23 protein-coding genes and 1 pseudogene are annotated in these 23,834 nt (G+C 65.3%); 20 read left to right on the top strand and 4 right to left on the bottom strand.

All coding sequences use genetic code 11. From position 1 onward, the window contains the following. Positions 1-316: 316 nt before the first annotated feature. The 17 genes and pseudogenes from rpmH (at position 317) to LRQ07_RS18040 (ending at position 15,602) form a co-directional block, all read left to right on the top strand. Complete coding sequence (rpmH, locus tag LRQ07_RS18120) at positions 317-454, top strand: 50S ribosomal protein L34 (protein ID WP_013584598.1); 138 nt, start codon at positions 317-319, stop codon at positions 452-454. Positions 455-460: 6 nt separating this feature from the next. After that, the gene (gene rnpA, locus LRQ07_RS18115) at positions 461-811 is read left to right on the top strand and encodes a ribonuclease P protein component (RefSeq protein ID WP_256535436.1); all 351 of its coding nucleotides are present in this window, start codon (positions 461-463) and stop codon (positions 809-811) included. Continuing rightward, positions 808-1,158 (top strand): membrane protein insertion efficiency factor YidD, encoded by a 351-nt coding sequence (yidD, locus tag LRQ07_RS18110; protein ID WP_256535435.1) that lies wholly within the window; start codon positions 808-810, stop codon positions 1,156-1,158. The genes rnpA and yidD overlap by 4 nt, the downstream gene beginning before the upstream one ends. A gap of 3 nt (positions 1,159-1,161) precedes the next feature. Continuing rightward, complete coding sequence (yidC, locus tag LRQ07_RS18105; RefSeq protein WP_047519766.1) at positions 1,162-2,232, top strand: membrane protein insertase YidC; 1,071 nt, start codon at positions 1,162-1,164, stop codon at positions 2,230-2,232. After that, positions 2,229-2,720: a protein jag gene (locus LRQ07_RS18100; RefSeq protein ID WP_131491652.1), complete on the top strand. Its 492-nt coding sequence runs from the start codon at positions 2,229-2,231 to the stop codon at positions 2,718-2,720. Before yidC ends, LRQ07_RS18100 begins: the two co-directional genes overlap by 4 nt. After that, a pseudogene (gene rsmG / locus LRQ07_RS18095) lies at positions 2,689-3,377 on the top strand (16S rRNA (guanine(527)-N(7))-methyltransferase RsmG). The gene LRQ07_RS18100 and the pseudogene rsmG overlap by 32 nt, the downstream one beginning before the upstream one ends. A 1,485-nt stretch (positions 3,378-4,862) precedes the next feature. Beyond that, positions 4,863-5,738, top strand: a complete 876-nt coding sequence (locus LRQ07_RS18090) for a ParA family protein (RefSeq protein WP_232763048.1) — start codon at positions 4,863-4,865, stop codon at positions 5,736-5,738. Continuing rightward, the gene (locus tag LRQ07_RS18085; protein WP_131491655.1) at positions 5,738-6,709 is read left to right on the top strand and encodes a ParB/RepB/Spo0J family partition protein; all 972 of its coding nucleotides are present in this window, start codon (positions 5,738-5,740) and stop codon (positions 6,707-6,709) included. The genes LRQ07_RS18090 and LRQ07_RS18085 overlap by 1 nt, the downstream gene beginning before the upstream one ends. Before the next feature lie 62 nt (positions 6,710-6,771). Beyond that, positions 6,772-8,220, top strand: coding sequence for a sugar porter family MFS transporter (locus tag LRQ07_RS18080; protein WP_256535434.1), 1,449 nt, complete (start codon positions 6,772-6,774; stop codon positions 8,218-8,220). A gap of 9 nt (positions 8,221-8,229) precedes the next feature. Further along, positions 8,230-8,565, top strand: a complete 336-nt coding sequence (locus LRQ07_RS18075; protein WP_131491656.1) for a tryptophan synthase subunit alpha — start codon at positions 8,230-8,232, stop codon at positions 8,563-8,565. A 150-nt stretch (positions 8,566-8,715) separates the two neighbouring features. Beyond that, entirely contained in the window at positions 8,716-9,903 is a 1,188-nt protein-coding gene (locus LRQ07_RS18070; RefSeq protein WP_256535433.1) for an exo-beta-N-acetylmuramidase NamZ domain-containing protein, read from the top strand. A 113-nt stretch (positions 9,904-10,016) separates the two neighbouring features. Continuing rightward, complete coding sequence (locus tag LRQ07_RS18065) at positions 10,017-10,973, top strand: GNAT family N-acetyltransferase (protein ID WP_248539247.1); 957 nt, start codon at positions 10,017-10,019, stop codon at positions 10,971-10,973. Positions 10,974-10,998: 25 nt separating this feature from the next. Then, positions 10,999-12,303 (top strand): extracellular solute-binding protein, encoded by a 1,305-nt coding sequence (locus tag LRQ07_RS18060; protein ID WP_248539246.1) that lies wholly within the window; start codon positions 10,999-11,001, stop codon positions 12,301-12,303. Between the two features lie 18 nt (positions 12,304-12,321). Continuing rightward, positions 12,322-13,341, top strand: a complete 1,020-nt coding sequence (locus LRQ07_RS18055) for a carbohydrate ABC transporter permease (protein ID WP_256535432.1) — start codon at positions 12,322-12,324, stop codon at positions 13,339-13,341. Continuing rightward, positions 13,341-14,228 (top strand): carbohydrate ABC transporter permease, encoded by an 888-nt coding sequence (locus LRQ07_RS18050; protein WP_248539244.1) that lies wholly within the window; start codon positions 13,341-13,343, stop codon positions 14,226-14,228. The genes LRQ07_RS18055 and LRQ07_RS18050 overlap by 1 nt, the downstream gene beginning before the upstream one ends. Before the next feature lie 37 nt (positions 14,229-14,265). Then, the gene (locus LRQ07_RS18045) at positions 14,266-14,952 is read left to right on the top strand and encodes a PIG-L deacetylase family protein (protein WP_248539243.1); all 687 of its coding nucleotides are present in this window, start codon (positions 14,266-14,268) and stop codon (positions 14,950-14,952) included. A 149-nt stretch (positions 14,953-15,101) separates the two neighbouring features. After that, positions 15,102-15,602, top strand: coding sequence for a GNAT family N-acetyltransferase (locus LRQ07_RS18040; RefSeq protein WP_256535431.1), 501 nt, complete (start codon positions 15,102-15,104; stop codon positions 15,600-15,602). Between the two features lie 73 nt (positions 15,603-15,675). On the opposite strand, the gene trxA is transcribed toward LRQ07_RS18040, so the two are convergent. The 4 genes from trxA to LRQ07_RS18020 form a co-directional block, all read right to left on the bottom strand. Continuing rightward, positions 15,676-15,999 carry a thioredoxin gene (trxA, locus tag LRQ07_RS18035; protein WP_047522319.1) on the bottom strand — a complete coding sequence of 108 codons (324 nt, stop codon included), beginning with the start codon at positions 15,997-15,999 and terminating at the stop codon, positions 15,676-15,678. A gap of 64 nt (positions 16,000-16,063) precedes the next feature. Further along, on the bottom strand, positions 16,064-17,044 hold the full coding sequence (trxB, locus tag LRQ07_RS18030) for a thioredoxin-disulfide reductase (protein WP_256535430.1): 981 nt from the start codon (positions 17,042-17,044) through the stop codon (positions 16,064-16,066). A gap of 92 nt (positions 17,045-17,136) precedes the next feature. Beyond that, complete coding sequence (gene murJ, locus LRQ07_RS18025; RefSeq protein ID WP_232763057.1) at positions 17,137-18,753, bottom strand: murein biosynthesis integral membrane protein MurJ; 1,617 nt, start codon at positions 18,751-18,753, stop codon at positions 17,137-17,139. Beyond that, on the bottom strand, positions 18,746-20,878 hold the full coding sequence (locus LRQ07_RS18020) for a DUF6049 family protein (RefSeq protein WP_256535429.1): 2,133 nt from the start codon (positions 20,876-20,878) through the stop codon (positions 18,746-18,748). Before LRQ07_RS18020 ends, murJ begins: the two co-directional genes overlap by 8 nt. Before the next feature lie 95 nt (positions 20,879-20,973). Between LRQ07_RS18020 and LRQ07_RS18015 the strand changes: the two genes are divergently transcribed. From LRQ07_RS18015 to LRQ07_RS18005, 3 genes are all read left to right on the top strand, one after another. Continuing rightward, positions 20,974-22,485 carry a methyltransferase gene (locus tag LRQ07_RS18015; protein WP_256535428.1) on the top strand — a complete coding sequence of 504 codons (1,512 nt, stop codon included), beginning with the start codon at positions 20,974-20,976 and terminating at the stop codon, positions 22,483-22,485. Between the two features lie 28 nt (positions 22,486-22,513). Further along, positions 22,514-23,569, top strand: coding sequence for an LLM class flavin-dependent oxidoreductase (locus LRQ07_RS18010; RefSeq protein WP_256535427.1), 1,056 nt, complete (start codon positions 22,514-22,516; stop codon positions 23,567-23,569). 72 nt (positions 23,570-23,641) lie between these two features. Next, on the top strand, positions 23,642-23,812 hold the full coding sequence (locus LRQ07_RS18005; protein WP_256535426.1) for a hypothetical protein: 171 nt from the start codon (positions 23,642-23,644) through the stop codon (positions 23,810-23,812). The last annotated feature ends 22 nt before the right edge of the window (positions 23,813-23,834 follow it).

Below are 23,834 nucleotides of genomic sequence, written 5' to 3'. Positions count from 1 at the left end.
GACGCTCCGGACGAGGAATCGATGCGGGGTCGACGTGCCGTGCCCCCTGTGGATAACTTAGGATGCCACGGTAGTCATCCCGGCTGTGAACGGCAACCTGCCCTTGAAAACACGCGCGCGTGTTGTGCCTGCCGGGCGCGCCCCGGTTGTGGATAATGGCTGTGCGGTGCCCGCCGGGCCGCCCTCGCGGAAGCGCGCAGATTTGCTCTGCGCGCCGGTAGGACGTACCCTAAGTCGGTTGACTTATGCCATTTTTGGCAGTTCCCCATGTCTCCGGTCGAAGTGAATCCGGTGGCAGCATTCCCGGAGTGATTCCATGAGCAAGCGCACCTTCCAGCCCAACAACCGTCGTCGCGCCAAGAAGCACGGCTTCCGTGCCCGCATGCGTACGCGTGCCGGCCGCGGCATCCTCGCTGCACGCCGCGCGAAGGGCCGCACCGAGCTCTCTGCGTAGTCCGCTGTGCTCGCCCGCCCGTATCGACTGACCCGCGGGAGCGACTACCGTCTGGTCGTTCGACGCGGATCCCGTTGTGGTGGGGCGCGCGTCATCACCTCGGTGCTGGCGACGGGCGAGAACAGGGCCGCGAGGTTCGGATTCATCATCAGCAAGCAGGTGGGCACCGCTGTGGTGCGCAATACCGTGCGTCGGCGACTCAAAGCCGTGTGCGCGGAGGCGCTCCCGCGCGTCCCTGAGGGCACGGATGTCGTCATCCGTGCCCTTCCTGCGTCCTCCACCGCGTCTTTCGCGGATCTCCGCGCCGACGTCGATCGCTGCCTGAGCAGACTCGCGCCCGCCACGGTGTCGGCATGACCGCGCTACCGGCGTCTTCTGTGGGAACGGCGCGATGGCATGCGCGTGACCTGGTGCGGACCATCCCGGTGATCCCCCGGAACCTCGTGCTGGGGTTGCTCACGGCGTACCGCAAGGTCATCTCCCCGATGTATGGAGATGTCTGTGCGTACTACCCCAGCTGTTCGGCTTACGCTGTAGGTGCGGTGCAGCAGCATGGTGCAGTGAAGGGAGCGGCGCTCTCGGCGTGGCGCATCCTCCGCTGCAATCCCTGGACCAGCGGCGGCGTCGATGACGTCCGGCCGCACGACCACTTCCGTTACGACTTGACCACACACGGTTTCGTCGTCCCTTCCCGAAAGGACTGATCGGTGGGTCTTGACCTTCTGCTCGCCAGCGCGACTCCCAGCCCCGAACCTGCGGCGGGGGGATTCGACCTGCTCGGCACCATCCTCTGGCCGCTGAAGTGGGTCGTCGAGCTGATCCTCGTCGCCTGGCATTGGCTTCTGACCACCGTCGGTCTTCCGTCCGCATCGGGTCTGACCTGGGTACTGTCCATCGTCGGCCTCGTCGTCGTGGTCCGTGCTGCGCTGATCCCGCTCTTCGTGAAGCAGATCAAGAGCCAGCGAAAGATGATGGAAATCGCTCCTGAACTGCGGAAAGTTCAGGAGAAGTACAAGGGCAAGAAGGATCAGCTCTCTCGTGAGGCCATGAGCCGCGAGACGATGGCGCTCTACAAGAAGCACGGCACGACACCGATGTCGAGCTGCCTGCCCCTTCTGGTGCAGATGCCGATCTTCTTCTCGCTGTATAGCGTGCTGAGCGATGTCAAGAAGCATGCGGAGCAAAGCCTCGGCGGTGTGGGATTGCTCAACCCCGAGCTCACCAAGGAGTTCTACGACGCCAAGCTCTTCGGGGTCGCGTCCCTGCATGAGACCCTCGGCGACGCGGTCGACGCCAACAACACCACGGCGATCATCATCCTCGTCACGCTCGTCGTGCTCATGATCGCCTCGCAGTTCTTCACGCAGCTGCAGATCATCTCGAAGAACCTGTCGCCGGAGGCCAAGACCGGCCAGGCGTACCAGATGCAGAAGATCATGCTCTACGTGCTGCCGCTGGGATTCATCTTCTCCGGTGTCTTCTTCCCGCTCGGCGTGGTCGTGTACTGGTTCATCTCCAACCTCTGGACCATGGGACAGCAGTTCCTCGTCATCCGAGAGATGCCGACTCCCGGCTCGGAAGCCGCCAAGGCCCGGGAAGAGCGACTCGCTCGCAAGGGGAAGGCGATCGACTCCTCCGGCAAGGTCGTTCCGATGGCTGCGTATGAGGCCGAGCAGCAGCGTCTGCTCGAGGAGGCAGAGAAGGCGAAGGCCCAGGCGCCCAAGCGTCAGCAGCCCGTGGGCAAGAAGCGTGCGAAGAAGAAGGGGAACGGTTCATGAGTGAAACCATGACCGAGAGCTCCGAGCCCACCGTGGCTCAGCTCGAGAACGAAGGCGACGTCGCTGCGGACTACCTCGAGGAACTCCTCGACATCGCGGACATCGACGGTGACCTCAACCTCGACGTGCGTCAGGGGCGCGCGTATGTCTCTGTGGAGGCGGAGGGCGATGGCCTCGCTCTTCTCTCCGCCCCGGACACGGTGCAGGCGCTCCAGGAGCTCACCCGTCTCGCGGTGCAGAGCAAGACGGGGTCATTCTCCCGCTTGATCCTCGACATCGCCGGCTCGCGTGACACGCGCCGTCGGCAGCTCGAGACACTGGTCGATGCAGCGGCCGCGAAGCTCGATGAAGGCTCCTCGCAGGCTTCTCTGCCGTCGATGTCGAGCTATGAGCGCAAGCTGGTGCACGATATCGCGGCTGAGCGTGGCTTGGTGTCGGAGTCGTACGGCGAGGGCGCTGACCGTCACACGGTTCTCCGTCGCCGTTGATGTTTCACGTGAAACATCGTTCGGGAACTGCCGATGACTGAGACCGAAAACGAGCCTGCGGTTGCCGCGGAGCTTTTCGGTGACCGCATCGATCTCGCTCGAGCGTTCACGGCTTCCCTTGCGCGTGAGGGTGAGGAGCGGGGTCTGATCGGACCGCTCGAGCTTCCGCGCCTGTGGACGCGGCACATCCTCAACAGTGTGATCGCTGCTCCGCTCTTCCACGGTTCGGTCGCTGACATCGGATCCGGGGCCGGCCTCCCGGGCATTGTGCTCGCGATCGCGCGTCCTGATGTGAAGTGGACTCTCATCGAACCGATGGAGCGTCGGGTCACGTGGCTCACCGAGCAGATGGAGGCGCTGGGACTGACCAATGTCGTGGTGCAGCGTGCGCGTGCCGAGGATGTTCATCCCGCCGAGGGTTTCGATGTCGTCACGGCGAGGGCGGTCAGCGCTTTGCGTACGCTCATCCCTCTCACCGCCCCGCTCGTTCGCGACGGCGGAGAGCTTGCCTTGCTCAAGGGGATGAACGCGGCGAACGAGATCGAAGCGGCCCAGAAGCAGATCAAGAAGTTCCGTCTGTCGGACGTGCGAGTGGAAGTGCTGGGGGAGGGTGTTCTCACCGAGACCACCCGCGTGGTTCGCGCCCGCGTTCGGTAGTTCCTCCTGACATCAACGCGGGGTGTTTCACGTGAAACACCCCGCTTTTGCGTGGGGTGGATTTCGCCGTCACGAGGCCTTTGGGCCTTCTGGTGCCGGTGGAGGGTCTCTCGGATAGAGCACCGATCGGCGCTTGAGGCATCGGCGTCGTCGCGGCGTCGCGGACGAGCGGACGGTGTGAGTGTCGCGTTCAGCCGTCGGCACCTCACGCGCGCCCGCACACGCCGCGAAGGAGAACTCACGCTTTGAAGGAGGCTTCGACGCATCTCCTCCTTCGCAGCGTGAGTTCTCCTTCATACAGTGCGTCGACTACGCGAGCCGCTTCTCGCAGGGCATCGTCATGCATGCTCCGGTCTCGTTGCCTTCGAACCGCTGGGAGGGGGACGAAGGAGTCCTTGCATTCCGACGATGTTTCACGTGAAACGGAGACGTTAGTCCCTCTGGCCTGGGTGCTGTGGTGCCGGCGCCCGTCTTAGGGGAGAGCACGAGAGCGGAGCGTGACGTGTGCATACGGGCGTCGTCTGGTCCAAGCAACGGAAAACTGCGGCGGCTTTTGCGAGGAGTCGCCGATGTTCAGCTCCCACAGCCTTCCCGTCCGATGACGTTTCACGTGAAAAGGCGTCCGGCAGAGCTGCTCGTCTCTGAGAGCACCGACCAGAAGGGAATCGGGCGGGCGCACGACGCTTCGATACGCGCCTCCCTGCGGCCGGTGACGCCCGACCCGAGTTGCCTGGTCCGTCGGGAGACTCGCCCTGCCGAGCGCTCAGAGGCTTCTGCTGCATGACGACGCGATGCTTTCTTGTAGGTGTCCGTTGTTCCCGTGTGCGGTGTCCCTGAGCGGCGGAATGATGTTTCACGTGAAACGGTGCCTGACGGGGCTGTGTGCGTGTCGTCTACGGCTGGTCGGAAGTAGGCGCATCCCGCCCGCTGCACTGTCTGTGCTGCGTTTCTGTACCGCTCGGGAAGACTGTTCGGGGCAACTGTGTTCGCCGTGTGCCATCCCCGGGGTGGGATTGGTGCGCACGCGGTCGCTTTCACCTAGACCTCCCATCCCTCGTAGACATCGGGGTGCGCGCCTGTAGGTGGCCTCCCTCCTCTGAGCACGTGTCTCACGTGAAACAACCACGGTTGCGACTGTCAGAACGCTGATGCTGTCGGCGGGCCCAACCGAGAGGGGTGAGAAGCGAACTCGATCGGACGAAGACGGGTACTGGGTGGGTGGTCGTCAGTGCGCGGAATGAGGGTGAAGCTGGGATGATCGAGGAGCTTGACCCCAGGGGAGCGGCGTTCGTATAGATGCCCCCACGCGTGATGTTTCACGTGAAACGACCGTCGGGACCTTCTCCGAAGAACCGTGACGAGGGCGGGAGAGCCTCGTCGTCGTCGAACGTCGCCCCGTGCGATTAGAGTGGAACGCGGCCCCGAAAGGAGTGGATGTTTCACGTGAAACAGTCCGAGAAGACATCGGCGAACGAATCGTTCGGGATGGACACACCGCTCGCGCGGGAACTCGCCGACCTCTCTGCCCGGAGGCGCGCGCTTGAGGCAGCGAAGGTGGAGTTCGCGGGGGATACCCGAGTTCTGACCGTCTCCAACCAGAAGGGCGGCGTCGGCAAGACCACATCGGCAGTGAACATCGCCTCGGCGCTTGCTGGCTTGGGGGCGAAGGTGCTGGTCATCGACCTCGACCCGCAGGGAAACGCCTCCACTGCCCTGGGGGTTCCCCATAGCGCGGACACCCCCAGTGTCTATGACGTCCTGATCGACGAGTTCCCTCTCGCGGAGATCGTGCAGCCGAGCCCGGAAGACCCGAACCTCTTCTGCGCCCCCAGCACCATCCACCTGGCGGGCGCGGAGATCGAGTTGGTCGCCCAGGTGGCGAGGGAGCACCGCCTCCGTCGAGCACTGGAGGACTACCTCGTCGACAACGCGATGGATTTCGTCATCATCGACTGCCCTCCTTCGCTCGGACTGCTCACCATCAATGCGTTCACGGCCGCATCTGAGGTCTTCATCCCGATCCAATGCGAGTACTACGCACTGGAGGGTCTGAGTCAGCTCCTCGGGAGCATCCAGATGATCCAGAAGCACCTGAACCCGGCTCTTCACCTCTCGACGATCCTGCTGACCATGTTCGACGGACGTACGCGCCTCGCGCAGCAGGTCGCGGAAGAAGTGCGTACACACTTCCCGGATCAGGTGCTGGAGACGGTGATCCCTCGATCCGTCCGAGTGTCGGAGGCCCCGAGTTTCGGCCAGACGGTGATCGCCTACGATGGGCAGTCCGCCGGCGCGATCGCCTACCGCGAAGCTGCCGTCGAGATCGCGTCGCGCATGGCGACGCAGAGCAAGGAGAAATGATGGCGAAGCGCACAGGGCTCGGTCGGGGAATCGGGGCGCTGATCCCCACCGCAGATCAGGCGGAGCGTCCCGTCGACGTCTTCTTCCCCGGATCCAGTCTGCGACCGGCGGAGACGGAGGCGACGATCGGTCCGGATTCCGAGACTCCTGAGCTCGAAGAGGTGCCCGGAATCCACCTGATCCAGGTGGATCCGAACTCGATCGTCGCGAACCCCCGACAGCCGCGTACGCATTTCGATGCCGATGACCTGGCGGAACTCGTGCACAGCGTCCGCGAGTTCGGTGTGCTGCAGCCCGTGGTCGTCCGCAAGAACGCGACAGGCGACTACGAGCTCATCATGGGGGAGCGGCGTACCCGTGCCGCACGCGAGGCCGGTCTCGATGTCATCCCCGCGATCGTCCGCGACACCGCCGATGAAGACCTTCTGCGCGACGCCCTCCTGGAGAACCTGCACCGCTCCGAGCTGAATCCGCTGGAAGAAGCGTCGGCGTATCAGCAACTGCTCGATGACTTCGGTATCACCCAGGAAGAGCTCGCCACACGGATCGGTCGCTCGCGTCCGCAGATCAGCAACACCATCCGTCTGCTCAAGCTGCCGGTCCCGGTGCAGCAGCGGGTCGCAGCCGGAGTGCTCACGGCTGGACATGCCCGCGCGATCCTCAGCCTCGAGACTCCGGAGTCGATGCAGCGCCTCGCCGACAAGGTCGTGAACGAAGATCTTTCGGTGCGCGCGACGGAGGAGGCGGCGAAGGCGCAGCCGGCCGCCGGCAAGTCGGCGAAGGCGACCCCGGGGGCGCGCCGCGCGTATCTCGACGAGGTGGCCGGCAAACTCGGCGACCGACTGAACACACGGGTCAAGATCGCCCTCGGCGCTCGTAAAGGCCAGGTCACGATTGATTTCGCTTCCATCCAGGACCTCAATCGGATCCTCGAGGAGCTCGGCGAAAGCGGCTACGGCTCGGCGCGATGACATCCCCGGGGCCGTTTCGGTCCCTTAGACTCGCGTCATCTCGACGACGAGGGGGGAATGTCATGTCCGCAGCAGAGGGTCCCGCAACCGTCCAACGCCGCGTGATCGCGGTCAGTATCGCCGCGGCGTTGGGCGGATTCCTGTTCGGTTTCGATACCGCGGTGATCAACGGCGCCGTCGACGCGCTCGCGGGTGACGTCTCTGGGTTCGATCTCGGAACGGCTCTCAAGGGCTTCGCGGTGTCGTCGGCGTTGATCGGCTGTGCGGTCGGTGCATGGTTCGCCGGACCGGTGTCCAACAAGTACGGACGCATCCCGGTGATGGTGGGCGCTGCGACGCTGTTCTTCGTCTCCGCGATCGGTTCCGGGCTCGCGTTCAGTGTCGTCGACCTGATCGTCTGGCGTGTGATCGGCGGACTCGGGGTGGGTGCGGCGTCCGTCATCGCCCCTGCCTACATCGCCGAGGTATCGCCGGCCGCGATACGTGGTCGTCTGGGTTCACTGCAGCAACTCGCGATCGTGACCGGTATCTTCGCCGCGCTGCTCTCCGATGCTCTGCTCGCGGGCATCGCCGGTGCCGCCGATCAGCCGCTGTGGGGACTCACCGCGTGGCGCTGGATGTTCATCGTCGAGGCCATCCCCGCGCTGGTCTACGGCATCATGTCGCTGCGCTTGCCGGAATCACCGCGCTACCTGGTGCGCAAGGGCGAGTTGAAGCGTGCCGCAGAGGTGCTGGAGACCGTCACGGGGACGATCGACGTCGATGCGAAGATCACGGAGATCACCGGCACGATCGACACCGAACGCTCGGAGTCGCTGCGCGACCTGCGCGGAAGCCGTCTCGGCCTCAAGCCGATCGTCTGGGTGGGGATCTTGCTCTCGGTGTTCCAACAATTCGTGGGCATCAACGTGATCTTCTACTACTCGACCACCCTGTGGCAGTCGGTCGGCTTCGACGAATCCAGCGCATTGCTCACGTCGGTGATCACGTCGGTCACGAACATCGTGGTGACCATTGTCGCCATCCTGCTCGTTGACAGGGTCGGCCGACGCATCATGCTGCTCGTCGGCTCGGTGGGTATGACGGTGACGCTGGGACTCATGGCGCTCGCGTTCTCGTTCGGGACACTCGATGCGCAGGGGACGGCGACCCTTCCCGATCCCTGGGCGACCATCGCCTTGATCTGCGCGAACGGTTTCGTGGTCTTCTTCGGGGCGAGCTGGGGTCCGTTGGTGTGGGTCCTCCTCGGCGAGATCTTCCCCAATTCGATCCGCGCGGGAGCTCTCGCCGTCGCCGCCGCGGCCCAGTGGGTGGCCAACTTCTTCATCTCGACGACGTTCCCCGCCTTTGCGGAGATCGGTCTCACGTTCGCCTACGGGTTCTATGCGTTCTTCGCTCTCCTCTCGTTCTTCTTCGTGTTCTTCAAAGTGCCGGAGACGAAGGGCAAGGAGCTCGAGGAGATGAGCGATGAACTGGCCGTACGGCGCCGGAAGGTCGTACGGGAGACGTAGGCTTGACGTATGTCCGAGTCCGTACAGCGCCGCGCCAGCCTGGAAGTGCTGCGCGCCGAGGCGGCTGACGAACTCGCGGTGCTCATCCAGGAGCGTCTTCTCGGGGGCGAAGACCCCTGGGAGTTCATGGAAGACCTGCCGAGCATCGACGAGCTCGTCGTGTACCTCCTCCGGGCCGACAACATCAACGCGAACGACGGCGTGCGACCCAATGCCGCCCGGCACTATCGGGTGCTGCGACAGATCGCACTGGAGTACCCCGAACTGACCTCTGCCGTGTGGGGCCTGCTGGACGAGACCCAGCGCCACCGTCGCTGGGACCCCACCGTCGCCGACGCTTCCTGAGCACGGCAACCTGGTAAGCGGGTTTTGCGCACCCGTTTTGTGAACATGATTTTCATAAATCATAGAACACTGGTAAAAAGGTGACAGCAATGCGGCTGACCCACAATCCGACCCAGGTTCTTCCGCGTTCATGAGACAAGGGAGTTCGTCATGGCGTCACGCACACGCACCGGCGCGGAACGCGCGGCTGCAGATCCGCACCTTCTCATCGGTGCACGCGTCGGTCTGCTCACGAACTTCACCGGCACGATGCCCGACCTGTCCAGGAACATCGATGCACTCGTGGCCGCCGGCGCCCGATTGCATCATCTGTTCGGGCCTGAACACGGCTTGGACGGCTCCGTCCAAGCGGGGGAGAGCACATCCATCGAGCGAGACGCACGCTCAGGGCTTCCCTTCAGCGACACGTATCTGGCCGAGGGAGACCGTCTCGACGCGATGATCCTCGAGTCCGGCGTCGATGCGCTCGTCTTCGACATGCAGGACATCGGGGTGCGCTTCTACACCTACATCTGGACCATGTACGACGCCATGCGCAGTGCGGCGCGCCTCGGGCTCCGCTTCACCGTCCTCGACCGCCCCAATCCCCTCGGCGGTGCGGTGCTCAGCGGCCCCGGTGTGAGCGAATCCCGGTTCACGAGCTTCGTCGGACGCAGCGACATCCACCAGCGACACGGCCTGACAGCAGGCGAGCTCGCACGTCTGTTCGCGGTCCGAGACCTCGCGGAGGAGGGGTTGAGCATCGACCTGCGCGTGATCACTCTGGAGAACTGGAACCCCGCCGCCGACTGGACGGAGACGGGTTTGGCCTGGGTACCGCCTTCGCCGAACATCCCCACGCTCGATTCCGTCTATGCCTTCGCCGGCACGGGACTGGTGGAGGGGACGACCCTGAGCGAAGGACGCGGAACGACGCGCCCCTTCGAGACGATCGGGGCGCCCTTCCTCCCCGCCGATTTTGCAGCAGCGCTTCGCTCTAGAGATCTTCCTGGTGTCCTGATCCGAGGAATCGCGTTCGTACCGACGTTTCACAAGTACAGCGGCGCGACCGCTCACGGCATTCAGCTGCACATCACCGACCATCGAGACTTCGACCCGGTGGGGACGGCATTGGCGATCCTGGAGGAAGCGCGAGCGGCGTCTCCGGGAGAGGTTCGCAGTCTGAACGCCGGCGAACGACTGGATCCTGGGGATACCGGGTACGCCATGGACCGGTTGTGGGGGTCGACATCTCTTCGTGAAGCGATCAACGGTGAGGGCGGGTTCTCCGCACTGCACCGGGCCTCGGGACGCGTGGTGGACACCTATGGGGACGATGTCCTCCTCTATCCGCGCTGAAAACTATTTCCATTCTGTTAAACACGTTTAAAACTTATTGACAGTCCGGCGCTCGTGAATGTAGCTTCGATCCATCGCGCCGGACGCTCACCACACCACCACAGGAGAGACTCATGCAGAGCAGCATCAGGACGTTCCAGACCGGAGACGGGCCAGAGATCGCGCGAGCGTGGACGGAGTCGGCCCCCGGCGACGGCATCAGCTATGAGCGGTTCCGCGACCTGATCCTCCTGGATCGTAACTTCGATGCTGAGGGGCTCTTCCTCGCTGAGGATCAGGGCAGGATCGTCGGAGCCGTGTATGCCGTGCGGCGCCAGATCGCCGTCGACGCCGACGATCTGGAACCCACCTCGGGCTGGATCCCGTTCTTCTTCGTCGTTCCTTCGGCACGCCGCGCCGGCATCGCCACCGCGCTCATGACGGAAGCGAGAAGCTGGCTTCGCGGTCACGGCGTGGAGAAGATGTACTTCTCGTCCTATACCCCGAACTACTTCCTGCCCGGCCTGGACGCGGAGCGGTACCCCGAAGCCGACATGTTCCTGCGCTCGATGGGCTTCGAGACGCAGTACACCTCGGTGGCGATGGACCGCACACTGAACGACTACCGGATGCCTGACGACATCCGTGCCCGCATCGAGCAACTGCGTGCTGAGGGATGGACCTTCTTCTCCCCGAGCGGTGACGATCTCGTCGATCTCATCGAGATCGCGAAGACCTTCAACCCAGACTGGTCCCGTGGCATCCGTGAGGGAGTCCTCGGCGGACAGTCGTTGGAGCGGATCATGGCGTGCCGCAACCCCGACGGCGTGATGCTGGGTTGGGCGATGCACGGCACCTACGAGAACGTCCTGGAGCGCTTCGGTCCGTTCGGTGTCCTGCCCGAGAGTCGCGGAACTGGACTCGGCAAGATCCTCCTGCACCTCACCCTCGAGCGCATGCGCGCACTCGGCGCTCACAGCGCATGGTTCCTGTGGACCGAGGAGACCTCGGCCGCCGGCCATCTGTACCTGAACACCGGGTTCGAGATCACACGGACCTTCACGATCATGCACGCCCCCACAGCCGCCTAGCGCGGACCCACCCGAGAGGAATCACATGAAGTCTGCAAACCAGCGTCATAGCCGACGAGTGGTGACCGCGATCGCGCTCGGCAGTGCTGCCGCACTCGCCCTGTCCGCGTGCACGACAGGAGCCGAGGGCGGAGGAGATGACGGAGTCGTCGAGCTCACGTTCCTCAGCCACTACGGAAGCGACCCCTTCAAGTCGGGGATCGGCGCTCTCATCGACCAGTGGAACGAAGAGAACCCCGACATCCAGGTCACCTCCCAGGCTGTCAACTTCGACGAGCTGCTCACGACCCTCAACGTCCGTCAGACCGGCGGCCGTGGTGCCGACATCGTCAGCTCGTACTCACTCTGGGGCGGGCAGCTTCAGGCGAACGGCGTGCTCTCCGCACCGCCCGCGGACGTCGCAGAGGACATCACGGCGAACTACAGCCAGGCCGCGCTCGATTCGGTGACCACAGGCGACGGAGACCTGCTGGGCTACCCGACCGAGTTCAACACCTACGCGCTGTTCTACAACAAGAAGCTCCTCGCCGACGCCGGTTACGACGGACCGCCGAAGAGTTGGGACGAGCTGACCGAGATCGCCAATGCGACCACGGAGAAGGACGGCTCAGGTAACACGATCGTCCAGGGCATCTCTCTCATTCAGGACGGTGACAACCACACGGTGCACCCGTTCCTGTCGCTACTCGACTCAGCTGGTGGCGAGTTCCTCGCCCCCGATGGCAAGTCCGCGATGGACGACACTGCCGAAGACGTCATGCAGCTCGAGGCCGATCTCGCCGAGACGGGTGCCACTTCGACCTCGATCATGCCGACCAAGGCTTTCCCCACCGGGGGCGTCGCCATGGCCGTGCAGGCCGGATGGTGGATCGGCAGTCTCAAGGCCTCGATGGGGGATGACTACGCGAACGTCGGTGTCGCCCCCGTCCCAGGGCCCAAGGACGGAGACGTGGGCTCGCTCGCCTACACGTTCTTCACGGGTGTGAACTCGGGCAGCCAGCACCAGGAGGAGGCGTGGAAGTTCCTCAGTTGGCTCAACTCCCACGAGAACGAGGACGGCGTGACTGCGCTCGGTGAGTTCCTCGCTGAGCAGGGCCTGATTCCGCCGAGGACCGCGGATGCCGAGATCCTCGGCCCGAAGTATCTCGCACAGGAGCCGAACCTCGAGCCGATCTACGCCGCCGCTGAGTACGCGATGGCCGAGTCGAATGCGTCCAACGCCTACGAGGCGAAGACATCCACCAACACCGCTCTCAACGACATCATCGTCAACGGGGCAGACGTGAAGAAGACCTTCTCGAAGTTGGTCAAGGAGATCGACGCACAGTAGCCCCATCAGGAGGCGGGGATGGAGCATCCCCGCCTCCTGTCCGAGACCACCCACGGAGGGCCGATGGCCAATCCCACACTCATGACGGCGGCGCAGGAAGCCGCCGAGGATACGATCGCGGTCACGGTCGGAACGACGAAGACCAAGCCGCGAGCACGGCGCTTCCGCCGCGAAGCCCGGGCCGGCTACCTCTTCCTCGCGCCCTCCCTGCTCTTCTTCACGGTCTTTCTCATTCTTCCGACGTTCTTTGCGATCTTCCTGTCGCTGTCGACGTGGGGAGGATTCGACCTCACGAAGATTGAGTTCACCGGGTTCCAGAACTACGCGGAGATCCTGCAGCTGGACAGTAAATTCGTCCAGCCGATCCTCGTGAACACCTTCCTCTTCGCAATCATCGCGGTGATCCTGGCTGTCGGGGGATCCGTCGTCGTCGCCCAGCTGATCGAGCGGCTGAAATTCCAGGGATTCTGGCGGTTCCTGTACTTCCTTCCCGTTGTGGCGACGGTGGTCGCCATCGGCAACGTCTGGAAGATGCTCTACCAGCCTGCTGGGCTCATCAACGCGGTGCTCAACGCGGTGGGCGTCAACTCGATCGGATTCCTCTCAGACCCCAGCCTCGCTCTGCCGTCTGTCGCCGTGGTGCAGGCGTGGGCATCGATCGGTGCCGCCGTTCTCATCTTGACCGCGGGAATCAAGGGCATCGACAAGACGATGTACGAGGCCGCAGAGATCGACGGCGCCGGTCCGTGGCGCACCTTCTGGAGTATCACCCTTCCGCTGCTGCGTCCCTCCCTCGTGTTCGTCTTCATCACGCAGTGCATCGCGGGACTCCAATCCTTCGCTCTCATCATCGTGATGACCAAGGACGGCGGTCCCGCAAACGCCACGAACGTCGCGGCCTTCGAGATGTACCAGCAGGCGTTCAAGTTCGGCGCTTGGGGCACCGCGAGCGCCATGGCGATGGTGTTGTTCCTCATCATCTTCATCATCACGCTGCTCCAGCTCTGGATCAGCCGTCGCACCGGAGGAGACGACTGATGGGCGTTCGTCAGCGCAAGCGTCACCCGTTCCCATGGATCTCATATCTCGTCGTCGCGATCGGCGGGGTCATGATGATCGTGCCGTTCTTCGACACGGTGTTCAGTTCGCTCAAGGGCCCGGGCGAGTATGGGATCTTCCCCTACCGCTTCTTCCCCGAGACGTGGACCTGGGACAACTACACGGCGGCGTTCGAGCAACTTCAGCTCGACAGGCTCTTCTTCAACAGTGTCGTGGTGACACTGGTCGTGACGGCGTCCGTCCTGATCACTTCGGCGATGGCGGGCTACGCGCTGGCGAAGCTGCGGTTCCGTGGACGTGACGTCATCTTCCGCTTCGTGCTCGCCACGATGATGCTCCCCCCGTTCCTCCTGCTGATCCCGGACTTCCTCATCATGTTGAACTGGCCTCTCGTCGGGGGTAACAACATCCTCGGTCAGGGTGGGTTCGGCGGCATGACCAACAACATCGTGTCGCTCATGCTGCCGTTCCTCGTGAGCGGATTCGGCATCTTCCTGATGCGCCAGTTCATGGTGGGTGTGCCAGACGAGATGCTCGAGGCGGCGCGCATCGACGGAGCGGGCGAATGGCGCCTGTTCTTCAACATCGTGCTGCCGCAGGCCACTCCCGTCGCCATCACACTCGGTGTGATCACCTTCGTCGGGCAGTGGAACGAGTACATCTGGTCCTCGCTCATCGCCTCGGCGAACCCCGATCTGATGACGCTTCCCGTCGGTATCCAGATGCTGCAGAGCTTCATCGATCCGAACCGCACGATGCCGATCGTCATGGCCGGAATCGTGATCAGCACTCTGCCGGTCCTCATCATCTTCCTCTTCCTGCAGAAGTACTACGTCCGCGGCGTCATGCTCAGCGGGATGAAGTAAACCCCCACCCACAGCCCCACTCAAGGAGTCAGCACACATGGGCAGGACAGTCCTCGCCATCGGCGGTCATATCGGCGACATGGACCTCACCGCGGGTCCGACCCTCGCGAAGATGGTGCAGGAGGGCGATCGCGCGATCATCCTCGCCTGCACGTACGGCGAGCGCGGTCACCCCACCATCAGTCCGGAGGAGTACCGCGAGCAGAAGGTCGCGGAGGGCGAGGCCTTCGCCGCGGCGATCGGCGCGGAGTTCCGCGTTCTCGACTACTCGGACGGCTTCCTTCCCGACGACGATTCGGCCGCAGAGCAGATCGCCGACATCATCCGCCAGGAGAAGCCTGAAATCCTCATCACCCACTGGACCAAGAGCATTCATCGGGATCACGAGCGGGCAGCCCTGCTGGCAGAACGCGCTCGATTCCTCGCCTCGCTCCCGGTCGGAAGTCCGTTCGGCCGGCACGGCATATCGCAGTTCCTCCACGCCGACAACTGGGAGGACGCCGAGGGCTTCACTCCGGACATGTACGTCGAGATCCCGGACGCCGCCTACGAAACATGGCGCGCGGCGATCCAGGGGCAGGCCTTTGCTCGCGGAGAGACGTACGGCTTCCGCTACATCGACTACTACAGCGCGAACATGCTGGCGAAGGGCTGCCTGGCGAACACCACCCGTGCGTGCGGCTTCGTCCGCGCCGACAAGGGTGCCAAGCTCGCGGGACCGTGACCTCGACATCGACGGGATCGGGTGAGGGGCCGAAGGAGCGACCGTTCCTCCGGCCCTTCCGGCACGGCGATGAGGACGAGCTCGCCGATATCTGCCTGCGCACAGGAGACAGCGGTGCCGACGCGACCAGTCTCTACCGTTCGTCTGGATTGCTGGCCGACATCTTCGTGCTGCCGTACGTCGCGCGACATCCCGAGAGCGCCTTCGTGATCGAAGGCCCCGAACGCGTTGTCGGTTATGTCGTGTGCGCGCCGAATACGGTGGCGTTCGACCACTGGTTCCGGGATGAGTGGTGGCCGGGCATGTCCAAGCGGCATCGAGCCTCCGCGGCGGAGAGCCGGAAGGATGCAGCGTTGCTGCGCTACGCCGACGCTGTCGGTAAACGGCCCGGCTCTTTCCTGGAGGAGTACCCGGCGCATCTGCACATCGATCTTCTGCCAGCGGCGCAGGGGAAGGGCGCCGGAAGAAAGCTGATCAACGTGCTCGTGACGCATCTTCGTGATCACGGTGTCCCTGGAGTGCAACTGACGACCGGCGCACGCAACGCTGGGGCGACCGCCTTCTACACCCGAATGGGTTTTGATCGACTTCACGAGCCCGAGGGCGCGGTCACATTCGGGAAGAGATTGTCGGTTCCCTCCATCGACTGACACGGCCTGAGCGCGCAGAAAACGAGAAAGGGCCGCACCTCCCCGGGAGGTGCGGCCCTTTCGGCTCAGAACGTCAGCCGATGAACGCGGCGAGGTCCTTCTCGAGCGCGGGCTTCGGCTTGGCGCCGATGATGGTCGTCTTGACCTCACCGCCCTGGAAGACCTTCATCGCCGGGATCGACGTGATCTGGTACTTCATGGCCAGCTGGGGGTTCTCGTCGACGTTGAGCTTGAGGATGGTGATCTTGTCGGGGTTGTCCGCCTGGATCGCGTCCAGGACCGGCGCGACCATACGACACGGTCCGCACCACTCGGCCCAGAAGTCCACCAGCACGGGACCGTCGGCCTGCAGAACGTCCTGCTCCCAGGTCGCCTGGCTCGTAGCCTTTGCACTCATCAGAGTTCTCCTTGATTCGAGGTTCGTCTGCTACAACAGCCGACGAGGGGAAAGTGTTCCCGGACTATGCCGAGGCGGTGAGGATCTCGGCGGCCTCCGCAGCCGGGAACTCGACGGATGCGTCCTCGAGGTCCGCGAGGAAGTGCTCCGCGTCGAGGGCCGCGACCGTGCCCGTGCCGGCAGCGGTGATGGCCTGACGGTACGTGGGGTCGATGACGTCGCCCGCGGCGAACACACCGGGCACGGAGGTCTTCGACGAGCGGCCGTCGACCCAGATCGTGCCCTCGGGCGTCAACTCGAGCTTGTCGTGCACGAGGTGGGTGCGCGGGTCGTTACCGATCGCGATGAACAGACCATCGATCGGCAGGTCGCGCAGGGTGCCGTCGACCGTCGAGCGCAGCTGCACGCCGCTGACGGAGTCGCCACCGAGGACTTCGGCGACCTCGCTGTTCCACACGAACTCGATCTTCTCGTTCGCGAACGCGCGCTCCTGCATGATCTTCGAGGCACGCAGCGTGTCCTTGCGGTGGATGACGTAGACCTTCTCCGCGAAACGCGTGAGGAAGGTCGCCTCCTCCATCGCCGAGTCGCCGCCGCCGACGACCGCGATCGTCTTCTCGCGGAAGAAGAACCCGTCGCACGTGGCGCACCAGGAGACGCCGTAACCGGACAGGCGCTCTTCGCCCTCGATGCCGAGCTTGCGGTACGCCGAGCCCGTCGCATAGATCACGGACTGAGCCTCGTGCTCGACACCGCTGCCGAGGATGACCTTCTTGACGGGTCCGTCGAGCTGCAGTTCGGTGACGTCGTCGTAGACGACCTCGGTGCCGAACTTCTCCGCCTGCTCCTGGAACTTCGCCATCAGTTCCGGGCCCTGGATGCCCTCGGGGAACCCGGGATAGTTCTCGACTTCGGTGGTGTTCATCAGCTCGCCGCCGACTTCGACCGAGCTCGCGATGAGCAGCGGCTTGAGGTTCGCTCGGGCCGCGTAGATGGCAGCCGTGAATCCGGCGGGGCCGGAGCCGATGATGATGACCTGACGCATGTGCTCTCCGTCTTAGAAACTGCAGTCGAATGACCTTCGAGTGCTTCAACCCATGGTAACCGCGAGGCATTCCCCCGCCCAGTGCGGGAGGCTCAGCGTCCGGGAAGGAACCTGCGCACCAGACCACCGGCAGCCTTGAGTTCCGGGGCCCGCATGGCGGCGAGGATGGCGACGTAGACCACGACCACGGCGAGGCCGATGATCGCGGTGCCGAAGATGCCCGGAATGACGCCCGACGTGGCCCAGCCGTCCACTCCTCCCAGCAGCAGGAAGGTCCCCCACCCGGCAAGACCGGCGGGCACGCCCGCGATCGCGAAACGGAGGATGGCGAGCATCCACGAGCGGACGTGCAGGCCACCGATCTTTCGATGCAGCAGCCAGGTGGCGATGATCATTTGCAGGGTGCTTGCGAGTGACTGCCCGAGTGCGACAGCGGCGGCGAGGGAAGTCAGCGGGATGATGTCCGCTTCCCGCAAGCCGAGGGCGATGAGAGCGGTTCCCACGATGAGGGCGCACTGGATGATCGTGAACCAGAACGGAGTGCGCGTGTCGTCATACGCATAGAAGGTGCGCTGCACGATGAACAGGATCGTGAGCGGGATGAGACCGAAGAGGTACGCGATCAGCACCAGAGCGGCGGCTTGTGCGTCCGCCGCCGATTCGGTGAAGACACGTGACGCGGGTATCGCCGCGGCAGCGACCGCCGCCGTCGCCGCGACGATGAAGAAGAGCAACGTGCGGATACTCCTCGCGATGTCCGAGCGGACCTCGTCGTGGCGGCCGGCCGCGGCGTGCCCGCTGATCTGCGTGAAGTAGGGCGTGCCGATCGAGAGCACGATCACCGAGTACGGGAGCATGAAGATCAACCAGGCGTTCGCGGTCACCGTCGCAGATGCGCCGAGTCCCGCGACTTCGCTGACGATGTATCCCTGCAGGACCCCGGCGGAAAGGCTGGCGAAGGCCATCAGGAACGTCCACCCGGCGAGTCGTCCGACATTGCCGAGACCCACGCCTCGCCAGTGGAAGTCGGGCTTCAAGGCGAGTCCCGTGCGTCTCCAGAACACCAGCAGCACGACGGCCTGGAGCGCGATGCCGAGGGTGGCCGTGCCGCCGAGCAGGGTGATCATCGAGGGCGTCCAGTCGGTGGCCTTGGTGGACACGGGAGCGAACAGCGCACCGAGGGCGATGAACCCGGCGATTGAGACGATGTTGTTGATCACGGGGGCCCAGGTGAACGGACCGAAGATCTTGCGCGCGTTGAGAGCTTCGCCCAGCATCGCGTACAGGCCGTAGAGGAGGATCTGCGGGAGACACCAGTACGCGAGCGCGGTGGCGAGGGCGAGCGTGGCCTCGTTGGCCTTGCCGGCCACGAGATGCACGAGCCACGGAGCGGCAGCTGTCGCGATGGCCGTCACCACCACCAGGACCACGGTGCCCAGCGTGAAGAGCTTCGAGATGAACGCATTGCCGCCGTCGGCATCGGCTGTCGCCTTGACGATCTGCGGCACGATGACGGCGGTGAGCACCCCGACCGAGATCAGGGAGAACACGCTGTTGGGCAGTTGGTTCGCGTAGGTGAAGGCGTCTGCTGCTTCGGAGGCCACCGAGCCGATCACACCGACCAGCACGATGCTGCGCAGCAGCCCCGTGACGCGGGAGACCATGGTGCCGGCTCCGATGATGGCGCTCGCGCGTCCGAGACTAGTCACGCTTCTCCTCGGGCTCCGTGGCCACGGCTTCCTCGTCTTCCGCCGCTGTCTCACGGCGCTTGCGGCGGATGGTGCGGATCACGCCGAGGGCGATCAGGAGGACCGCGAGACCTCCGAAGATCACGAGGCCGATCGTCTCCCACTCGGCACGGACCGCGACCCGGACGGTCTGATCCCCTTGGATCTGCACACCCGTGGGGCTGTAGAGGCTGAGGCGCAGATCGACCTCGCCGCTGCCCACCCGTGCCGACACCGGAACCTTCACCCGCGTCGTCGAGTTGGGCTGCACGACCGTCTCGGTCATGGGTTTGACGTCGAGACGGGGGTCGGTGGGCGAGACGAAGAGCTGCACGGTCACCGGCCACGGCAGGTCGTTGCGGACCGCGATCGGGAGGTCGGCGTTGGCCGCGAGCAGCTGGATGGTGCTGGACGGCGGGATGTTCACGGCGTTCAGCGTCGCGCGCGTCTGTGCCTGATGATCGGCGAGGTCCTCCGTGAACGCGTTCGCCGAGGTCCCGACGGCGAGTGTGCGGAGGATCCTGATGCGCTCCGGACTCAGCAGCACCTGCGGGTCCTCGAGGATGGACGAGAAGGCGGTGAGCTTGCCCTCGTCGGCCAGGAGCGTCGTCACGGCGGCCGAGCGCGCGGTGTCGGGTTCTGCGGTCAGAGTCGCCGCGACGGGTGTCGTCGCCCGGAGCGCGGAGAACTCGAATCCGAGGGAGTCCGCCGCGGAGATCGCGTCGCGGAGAGCGTCCGCGCGGCGATTCTCATCGCGGTCCAAGCCGATGAGCAGGGGAGCGCCGGCGGAACGGGCTTGAGCGAACTGGAGTCGCGCCGTCGCTTCGGCGAGCAGGCGCTGGCGGTCGACACTGTCACCCTCGGCGGCCACTTCTGACAGCACCTCGGACGTGGTGGCATCGGTGACGAGGAGATCATGGCCCGACGCGGTCGCGTGGGCAGCGCTCTGTCCGCCGACCGCCGACGAGGGAACGATCGTGGTCGTCCCCTCTCCGAGGTACCCGGTGAACGCGGCCAAGTCGGTCTCGGTCAGCGCATCGTGCGGCCAGAGGATTCGCGGCAGCGCACCCTCGACCGCGGTGAGCTCCTCATCCGTCGGGAGCGCGGTGGAGTCCGTGGGACCGGGAGTCGGGCCGGGTGTTGCGCCCGTGCCGTCCGTGGGGGCGACCGTCTCCGGCGTCTGCGGGAAGTCCGCGGCGTTCAAGAAGGGGGCGAACGTCGTCGGCTGGAGCAGCTCGGGCAACCCCGCCTGTGCCTGCGCCGTGGCATCCGCATCCCCGAACTGCACGGCGAACCGCGCGTTCGGAAGCCCATCGAGCCGCGTGAGCCACTCCCGTGCGGTCTCAGGAGCGGCCGTGCCGAGCACCCGGATCGCCGTGAGGATCGACGGGTCGATCGCGATCACGGCCGTCGTCCCCGCGATCCCGTCGAGCTGGGCGGTCAGTGCGCCGTCGGCGGCGGTGAGCTCTGCGAGCTCTTCGGCGGTCAGCAGCGCACCGCCTTCCGGCGTCGCCGTGAGGGGAACGATGACGCCGATCTGCGTGGTCTGCGAGTCCGCCACGATCAGGACGGTCGTCGCGGTCGTGTCCGCTTCGGCCGCCGCGTCTTCGCCGGTCTTCGCCCCGGTGAGCTCCGCGCGCAGCGGGTACACGCCGGGGGCGAGGTCGCCGAGGGTGTCTTCGGGCACGAAGATCGTGGTCGTCGCGGAGGCGCCCGCATCGATCGGCTCGGTGTCGTCGGCCCCGATCGCAGCGAACTCGCCGGGAGCCTCACCGTCGTCGAGCCAGCTCGTCACCGCCGCATCGTCAGGCAGGGGTGTGCGGTTGAGCTCGACCTCGACCTGTCCACCGCTGAGCCTCGTGTCCGTGCCGTTGTCGAGAGTGAGCGTCGCCGAGGTCGACGACCCCGGAGCGATGAGTCCGCGCATGCCGGCGGAGACGTGCAGCTCGACGGTCTGATCGTCGTCCTTCGGGGCCTGGTCCGCGGCGAAAGCGGCGCCCGGCGCACCCAGGGCACAGGTGCCCGCTGCGATCGCGAAAACCGCGGCCCTGCCTGCGAGCCGATGCAGGCGCGCACGGAGGCCGGTTTCGGGGGTGATCGCGGTCATGGAGGTCTTCCTCGGGCGCCGGAGAGAGCTGCCCGTGAGTACTGACCTCCTGATTCTAGGAGGCCATATGAAGGAGAAGCCTGAAGACGCGTAGAGTGACGGCCGTGTCCGACACCCTCTCACCCGTTCCCGACCCGCTCCACAGCGCCGCTCTCGCAGCGGATCTCGATGCTGCGGACCTCCGTTCCGAGCCGCTTCGGCGACTCTGGGGAGAAGAGGCGGACGATGCCCTGGCGCGAGGGATGCGGGAGCCGATCCTGCGCGCGATCGCCGGCGACACCGGTGCGCTCGCCACTCTCGGGCGCCTCTTCGTGCTCGGGATGGCCCAGCCGCGGGAGCCCGTGGCCGCCGCGCTCCCGCACCTCGGGGTGGATGGGCTCGTCGCCCTCCGCCTCGCGACCGTTGATGCCGACACCGTGACGCCCACGGCACTGCTGCGACCGCAGTCGTTCGTCGATGCGGATGGTGTGGGGGAGTGGTGGATCGCGAGCGACCTCGACGAGGTGGCGCTCGACGGAGCGCTGCCCGACGATCACGTCCTCGGTGTCGGCGGCGCGTCCCGAACCCTCGCCGAGACCATCGTCCCGATCGAGGTGGATCGCGCGCTCGACCTCGGGACCGGGTGCGGTATCCAGGCGCTCCTGGTCGCGCGTCGGGCGGGCAGGGTCATCGCGACCGACATCTCCGCGCGCGCCCTCGCCTTCGCCGAGCTCAACGCGCACCTCAACGGAGTCGCCAACATCGAGTTCCGCCAGGGGAGCATGTTCGAGCCGGTCGCGGGGGAGGCGTTCGACCTGATCGTCTCGAATCCGCCGTTCGTGATCACCCCGCGCGTCGACGGGGTTCCCGCGTACGAATACCGCGACGGCGGACTGGTCGGAGACGCGCTGGTCGAGCAGTTCGTGCGCACGGCCCCGACATTCCTCACGGAGAACGGCATCGTCCAGCTGCTGGGGAACTGGGAGTCAAAGGCGGGAGTCGGGGGCCTCGCCCGCCTGGAGGCGTGGGTACCGGCCGAGCTCGACCTGTGGGTGATCGAACGCGAAGAGCTCTCGCCCCTCGGGTACGCCGAGCTGTGGATCCGTGACGGTGGCACCACCCCGCGCGATCCCGGGTTCACCCCGCTGCTCACCGCGTGGCTCGATGACTTCGCCGCCCGCGGTGTGACCTCCATCGGCTTCGGCTACGTCCTGATGCGCCGGGGGTCAACGGGCGACCCGCTGCGACGGACCGAGAAGATCGGCCAGCATGTCTCGAACGTCGGTGCGGCACTGGCCACGGGGCTCGCCGCCCACGACGTGCTCACCCAGGGGATGCCGGCGACCCTGACGGTCGCTGCCGACGTCACCGAGGCGCGGCACCTGCTGCCCGGCAACGACGACCCGAGCGTGATCGAGCTGCGTCAGGGCGGAGGATTCAGCCGCACCATCGCGGTCGACCCCGCGCTCGCCGGACTCGTCGGGGCCTGTGACGGTGAACTCACCGTGGGACAGATCGTGGCGGCGCTGGCGGACCTGTTCGACGTCCCGTTGGCCGAGCTGTGGGCGGACCTCGAACCCCGCATCCGTGCCCTGATCCTCGACGGCATCCTGCTGCCGGGGGAATAGACCCCGAATACATGCGTTGGAATAGATCATGAAGGCTTTCGGATTCCTCTCTTTCGGTCACTACGCCGATGTCCCCGGATCGGCGACCCGCACAGCGGGCGACATGCTCAAGCAGACGATCGAGATCGCCGAAGGCGCCGACGAGATCGGAGTGAACGGTGCCTCGGTGCGCGTGCACCACTGGGCGCGCCAGGCCGCGTCCCCCATGCCGTTGCTCTCCGCGATGGCGGCGCGCACGAAGCGCATCGAGGTCGGCACCGGTGTGATCGACATGCGCTACGAGAACCCGTTCCAGTTCGCCGAGGAAGCGGCAGCGCTCGACCTGATCGCCGATGGACGGATCGCGCTCGGAGTGAGCCGAGGTTCACCCGAGACCGCGCTTCGCGGCTACGAGACGTTCGGCTACGTCGACGAGGAGGACACGGAGCGCGGCAGCGTGCTGGCGCGGGAGAAGTTCGACCTCTTCCTTCGGGCGATCGATGGCGAGGGTCTCGCCCCCGGTGACCCCAGGATGGTGGGAGCGGGTCGGTATCTGCAGATCGAACCGCAGTCGCCGACGCTCCGTGACCACATCTGGTGGGGATCGGGCTCTCGTTCGACCGCCGTGGAGACGGGTCGCAAGGGGCTCAACATGATGAGTTCGACCCTCGTGACCGAAGCGACGGGCCAGCCCTTCCACGAGCTGCAGCGCGAGCAGATCGAGCTGTTCCGTTCGGCCTACAAGGAAGCCGGTCACACCGGGCGACCGCGGGTCTCCGTGAGCCGCAGCGTGTTCCCGCTCGTGTCCGACATGGATCGGGCCTACTTCGGGCTGCGCAGCGAGGAGAACGCCGACCAGATCGGTGTGATCGACGGATTCCGCTCGACCTTCGGGAAGACCTATGCCGCCGAGCCGGACGTGCTGATCGCCCAGCTGAAGCAGGACGAGGCCGTGATGGCCGCCGACACCCTGCTGCTCACGATCCCCAACCAGCTCGGCCCGGAGTACAACCTGCATGTGCTGAAAGCCTTCGCGACGCACGTGGCGCCGGCACTCGGCTGGAGGCCGAACACCGACGGGCCGGTGCAGGGCGACCCGGTCTGACAGTCGGTTTCGCGGCGGATGTCCGTCGTGCGAGGGATGCGGATGAGAGCTTGCGGGGGCAAGCTCTCATCCATGAGCGAATCCGTTTTCTCAGCGGGAACCGATGTGATCGTCGGCCGCGAACGGGGCACCGTCATCGACGTCCGGGCAACTCCCGCCGGCAAGTGGGTGTTCGGCGTCGAGAACTCCGCAGGTGAAGTGAGGTACTTCACCGAGAAGGCGTTACGGCTCCCCGAGGGCTAGTGTCGTGACCATCTCGCCCCCT

The sequence above is a fragment of the Microbacterium sp. J1-1 genome (genome assembly GCF_024498615.1).
GTDB lineage: Bacteria > Actinomycetota > Actinomycetes > Actinomycetales > Microbacteriaceae > Microbacterium > Microbacterium aurugineum.
This window is presented reverse-complemented; position numbering and strand designations above follow the sequence as displayed.

Excerpts from the sequence above, each read along its gene's own strand:
- rpmH (WP_013584598.1), top strand. The coding sequence starts at position 317 with ATGAGCAAGCGCACCTTCCAGCCCAACAACCGTCGTCGCGCCAAGAAG.
- yidD (WP_256535435.1), top strand. The coding sequence starts at position 808 with ATGACCGCGCTACCGGCGTCTTCTGTGGGAACGGCGCGATGGCATGCG.
- LRQ07_RS18100 (WP_131491652.1), top strand. The coding sequence starts at position 2,229 with ATGAGTGAAACCATGACCGAGAGCTCCGAGCCCACCGTGGCTCAGCTC.
- LRQ07_RS18090 (WP_232763048.1), top strand. The coding sequence starts at position 4,863 with ATGGACACACCGCTCGCGCGGGAACTCGCCGACCTCTCTGCCCGGAGG.
- LRQ07_RS18085 (WP_131491655.1), top strand. The coding sequence starts at position 5,738 with ATGGCGAAGCGCACAGGGCTCGGTCGGGGAATCGGGGCGCTGATCCCC.
- LRQ07_RS18080 (WP_256535434.1), top strand. The coding sequence starts at position 6,772 with ATGTCCGCAGCAGAGGGTCCCGCAACCGTCCAACGCCGCGTGATCGCG.
- LRQ07_RS18075 (WP_131491656.1), top strand. The coding sequence starts at position 8,230 with ATGTCCGAGTCCGTACAGCGCCGCGCCAGCCTGGAAGTGCTGCGCGCC.
- LRQ07_RS18070 (WP_256535433.1), top strand. The coding sequence starts at position 8,716 with ATGGCGTCACGCACACGCACCGGCGCGGAACGCGCGGCTGCAGATCCG.
- LRQ07_RS18065 (WP_248539247.1), top strand. The coding sequence starts at position 10,017 with ATGCAGAGCAGCATCAGGACGTTCCAGACCGGAGACGGGCCAGAGATC.
- LRQ07_RS18060 (WP_248539246.1), top strand. The coding sequence starts at position 10,999 with ATGAAGTCTGCAAACCAGCGTCATAGCCGACGAGTGGTGACCGCGATC.
- LRQ07_RS18055 (WP_256535432.1), top strand. The coding sequence starts at position 12,322 with ATGGAGCATCCCCGCCTCCTGTCCGAGACCACCCACGGAGGGCCGATG.
- LRQ07_RS18050 (WP_248539244.1), top strand. The coding sequence starts at position 13,341 with ATGGGCGTTCGTCAGCGCAAGCGTCACCCGTTCCCATGGATCTCATAT.
- LRQ07_RS18045 (WP_248539243.1), top strand. The coding sequence starts at position 14,266 with ATGGGCAGGACAGTCCTCGCCATCGGCGGTCATATCGGCGACATGGAC.
- trxA (WP_047522319.1), bottom strand. The coding sequence starts at position 15,999 with ATGAGTGCAAAGGCTACGAGCCAGGCGACCTGGGAGCAGGACGTTCTG.
- trxB (WP_256535430.1), bottom strand. The coding sequence starts at position 17,044 with ATGCGTCAGGTCATCATCATCGGCTCCGGCCCCGCCGGATTCACGGCT.
- LRQ07_RS18020 (WP_256535429.1), bottom strand. The coding sequence starts at position 20,878 with ATGACCGCGATCACCCCCGAAACCGGCCTCCGTGCGCGCCTGCATCGG.
- LRQ07_RS18010 (WP_256535427.1), top strand. The coding sequence starts at position 22,514 with ATGAAGGCTTTCGGATTCCTCTCTTTCGGTCACTACGCCGATGTCCCC.
- LRQ07_RS18005 (WP_256535426.1), top strand. The coding sequence starts at position 23,642 with ATGAGCGAATCCGTTTTCTCAGCGGGAACCGATGTGATCGTCGGCCGC.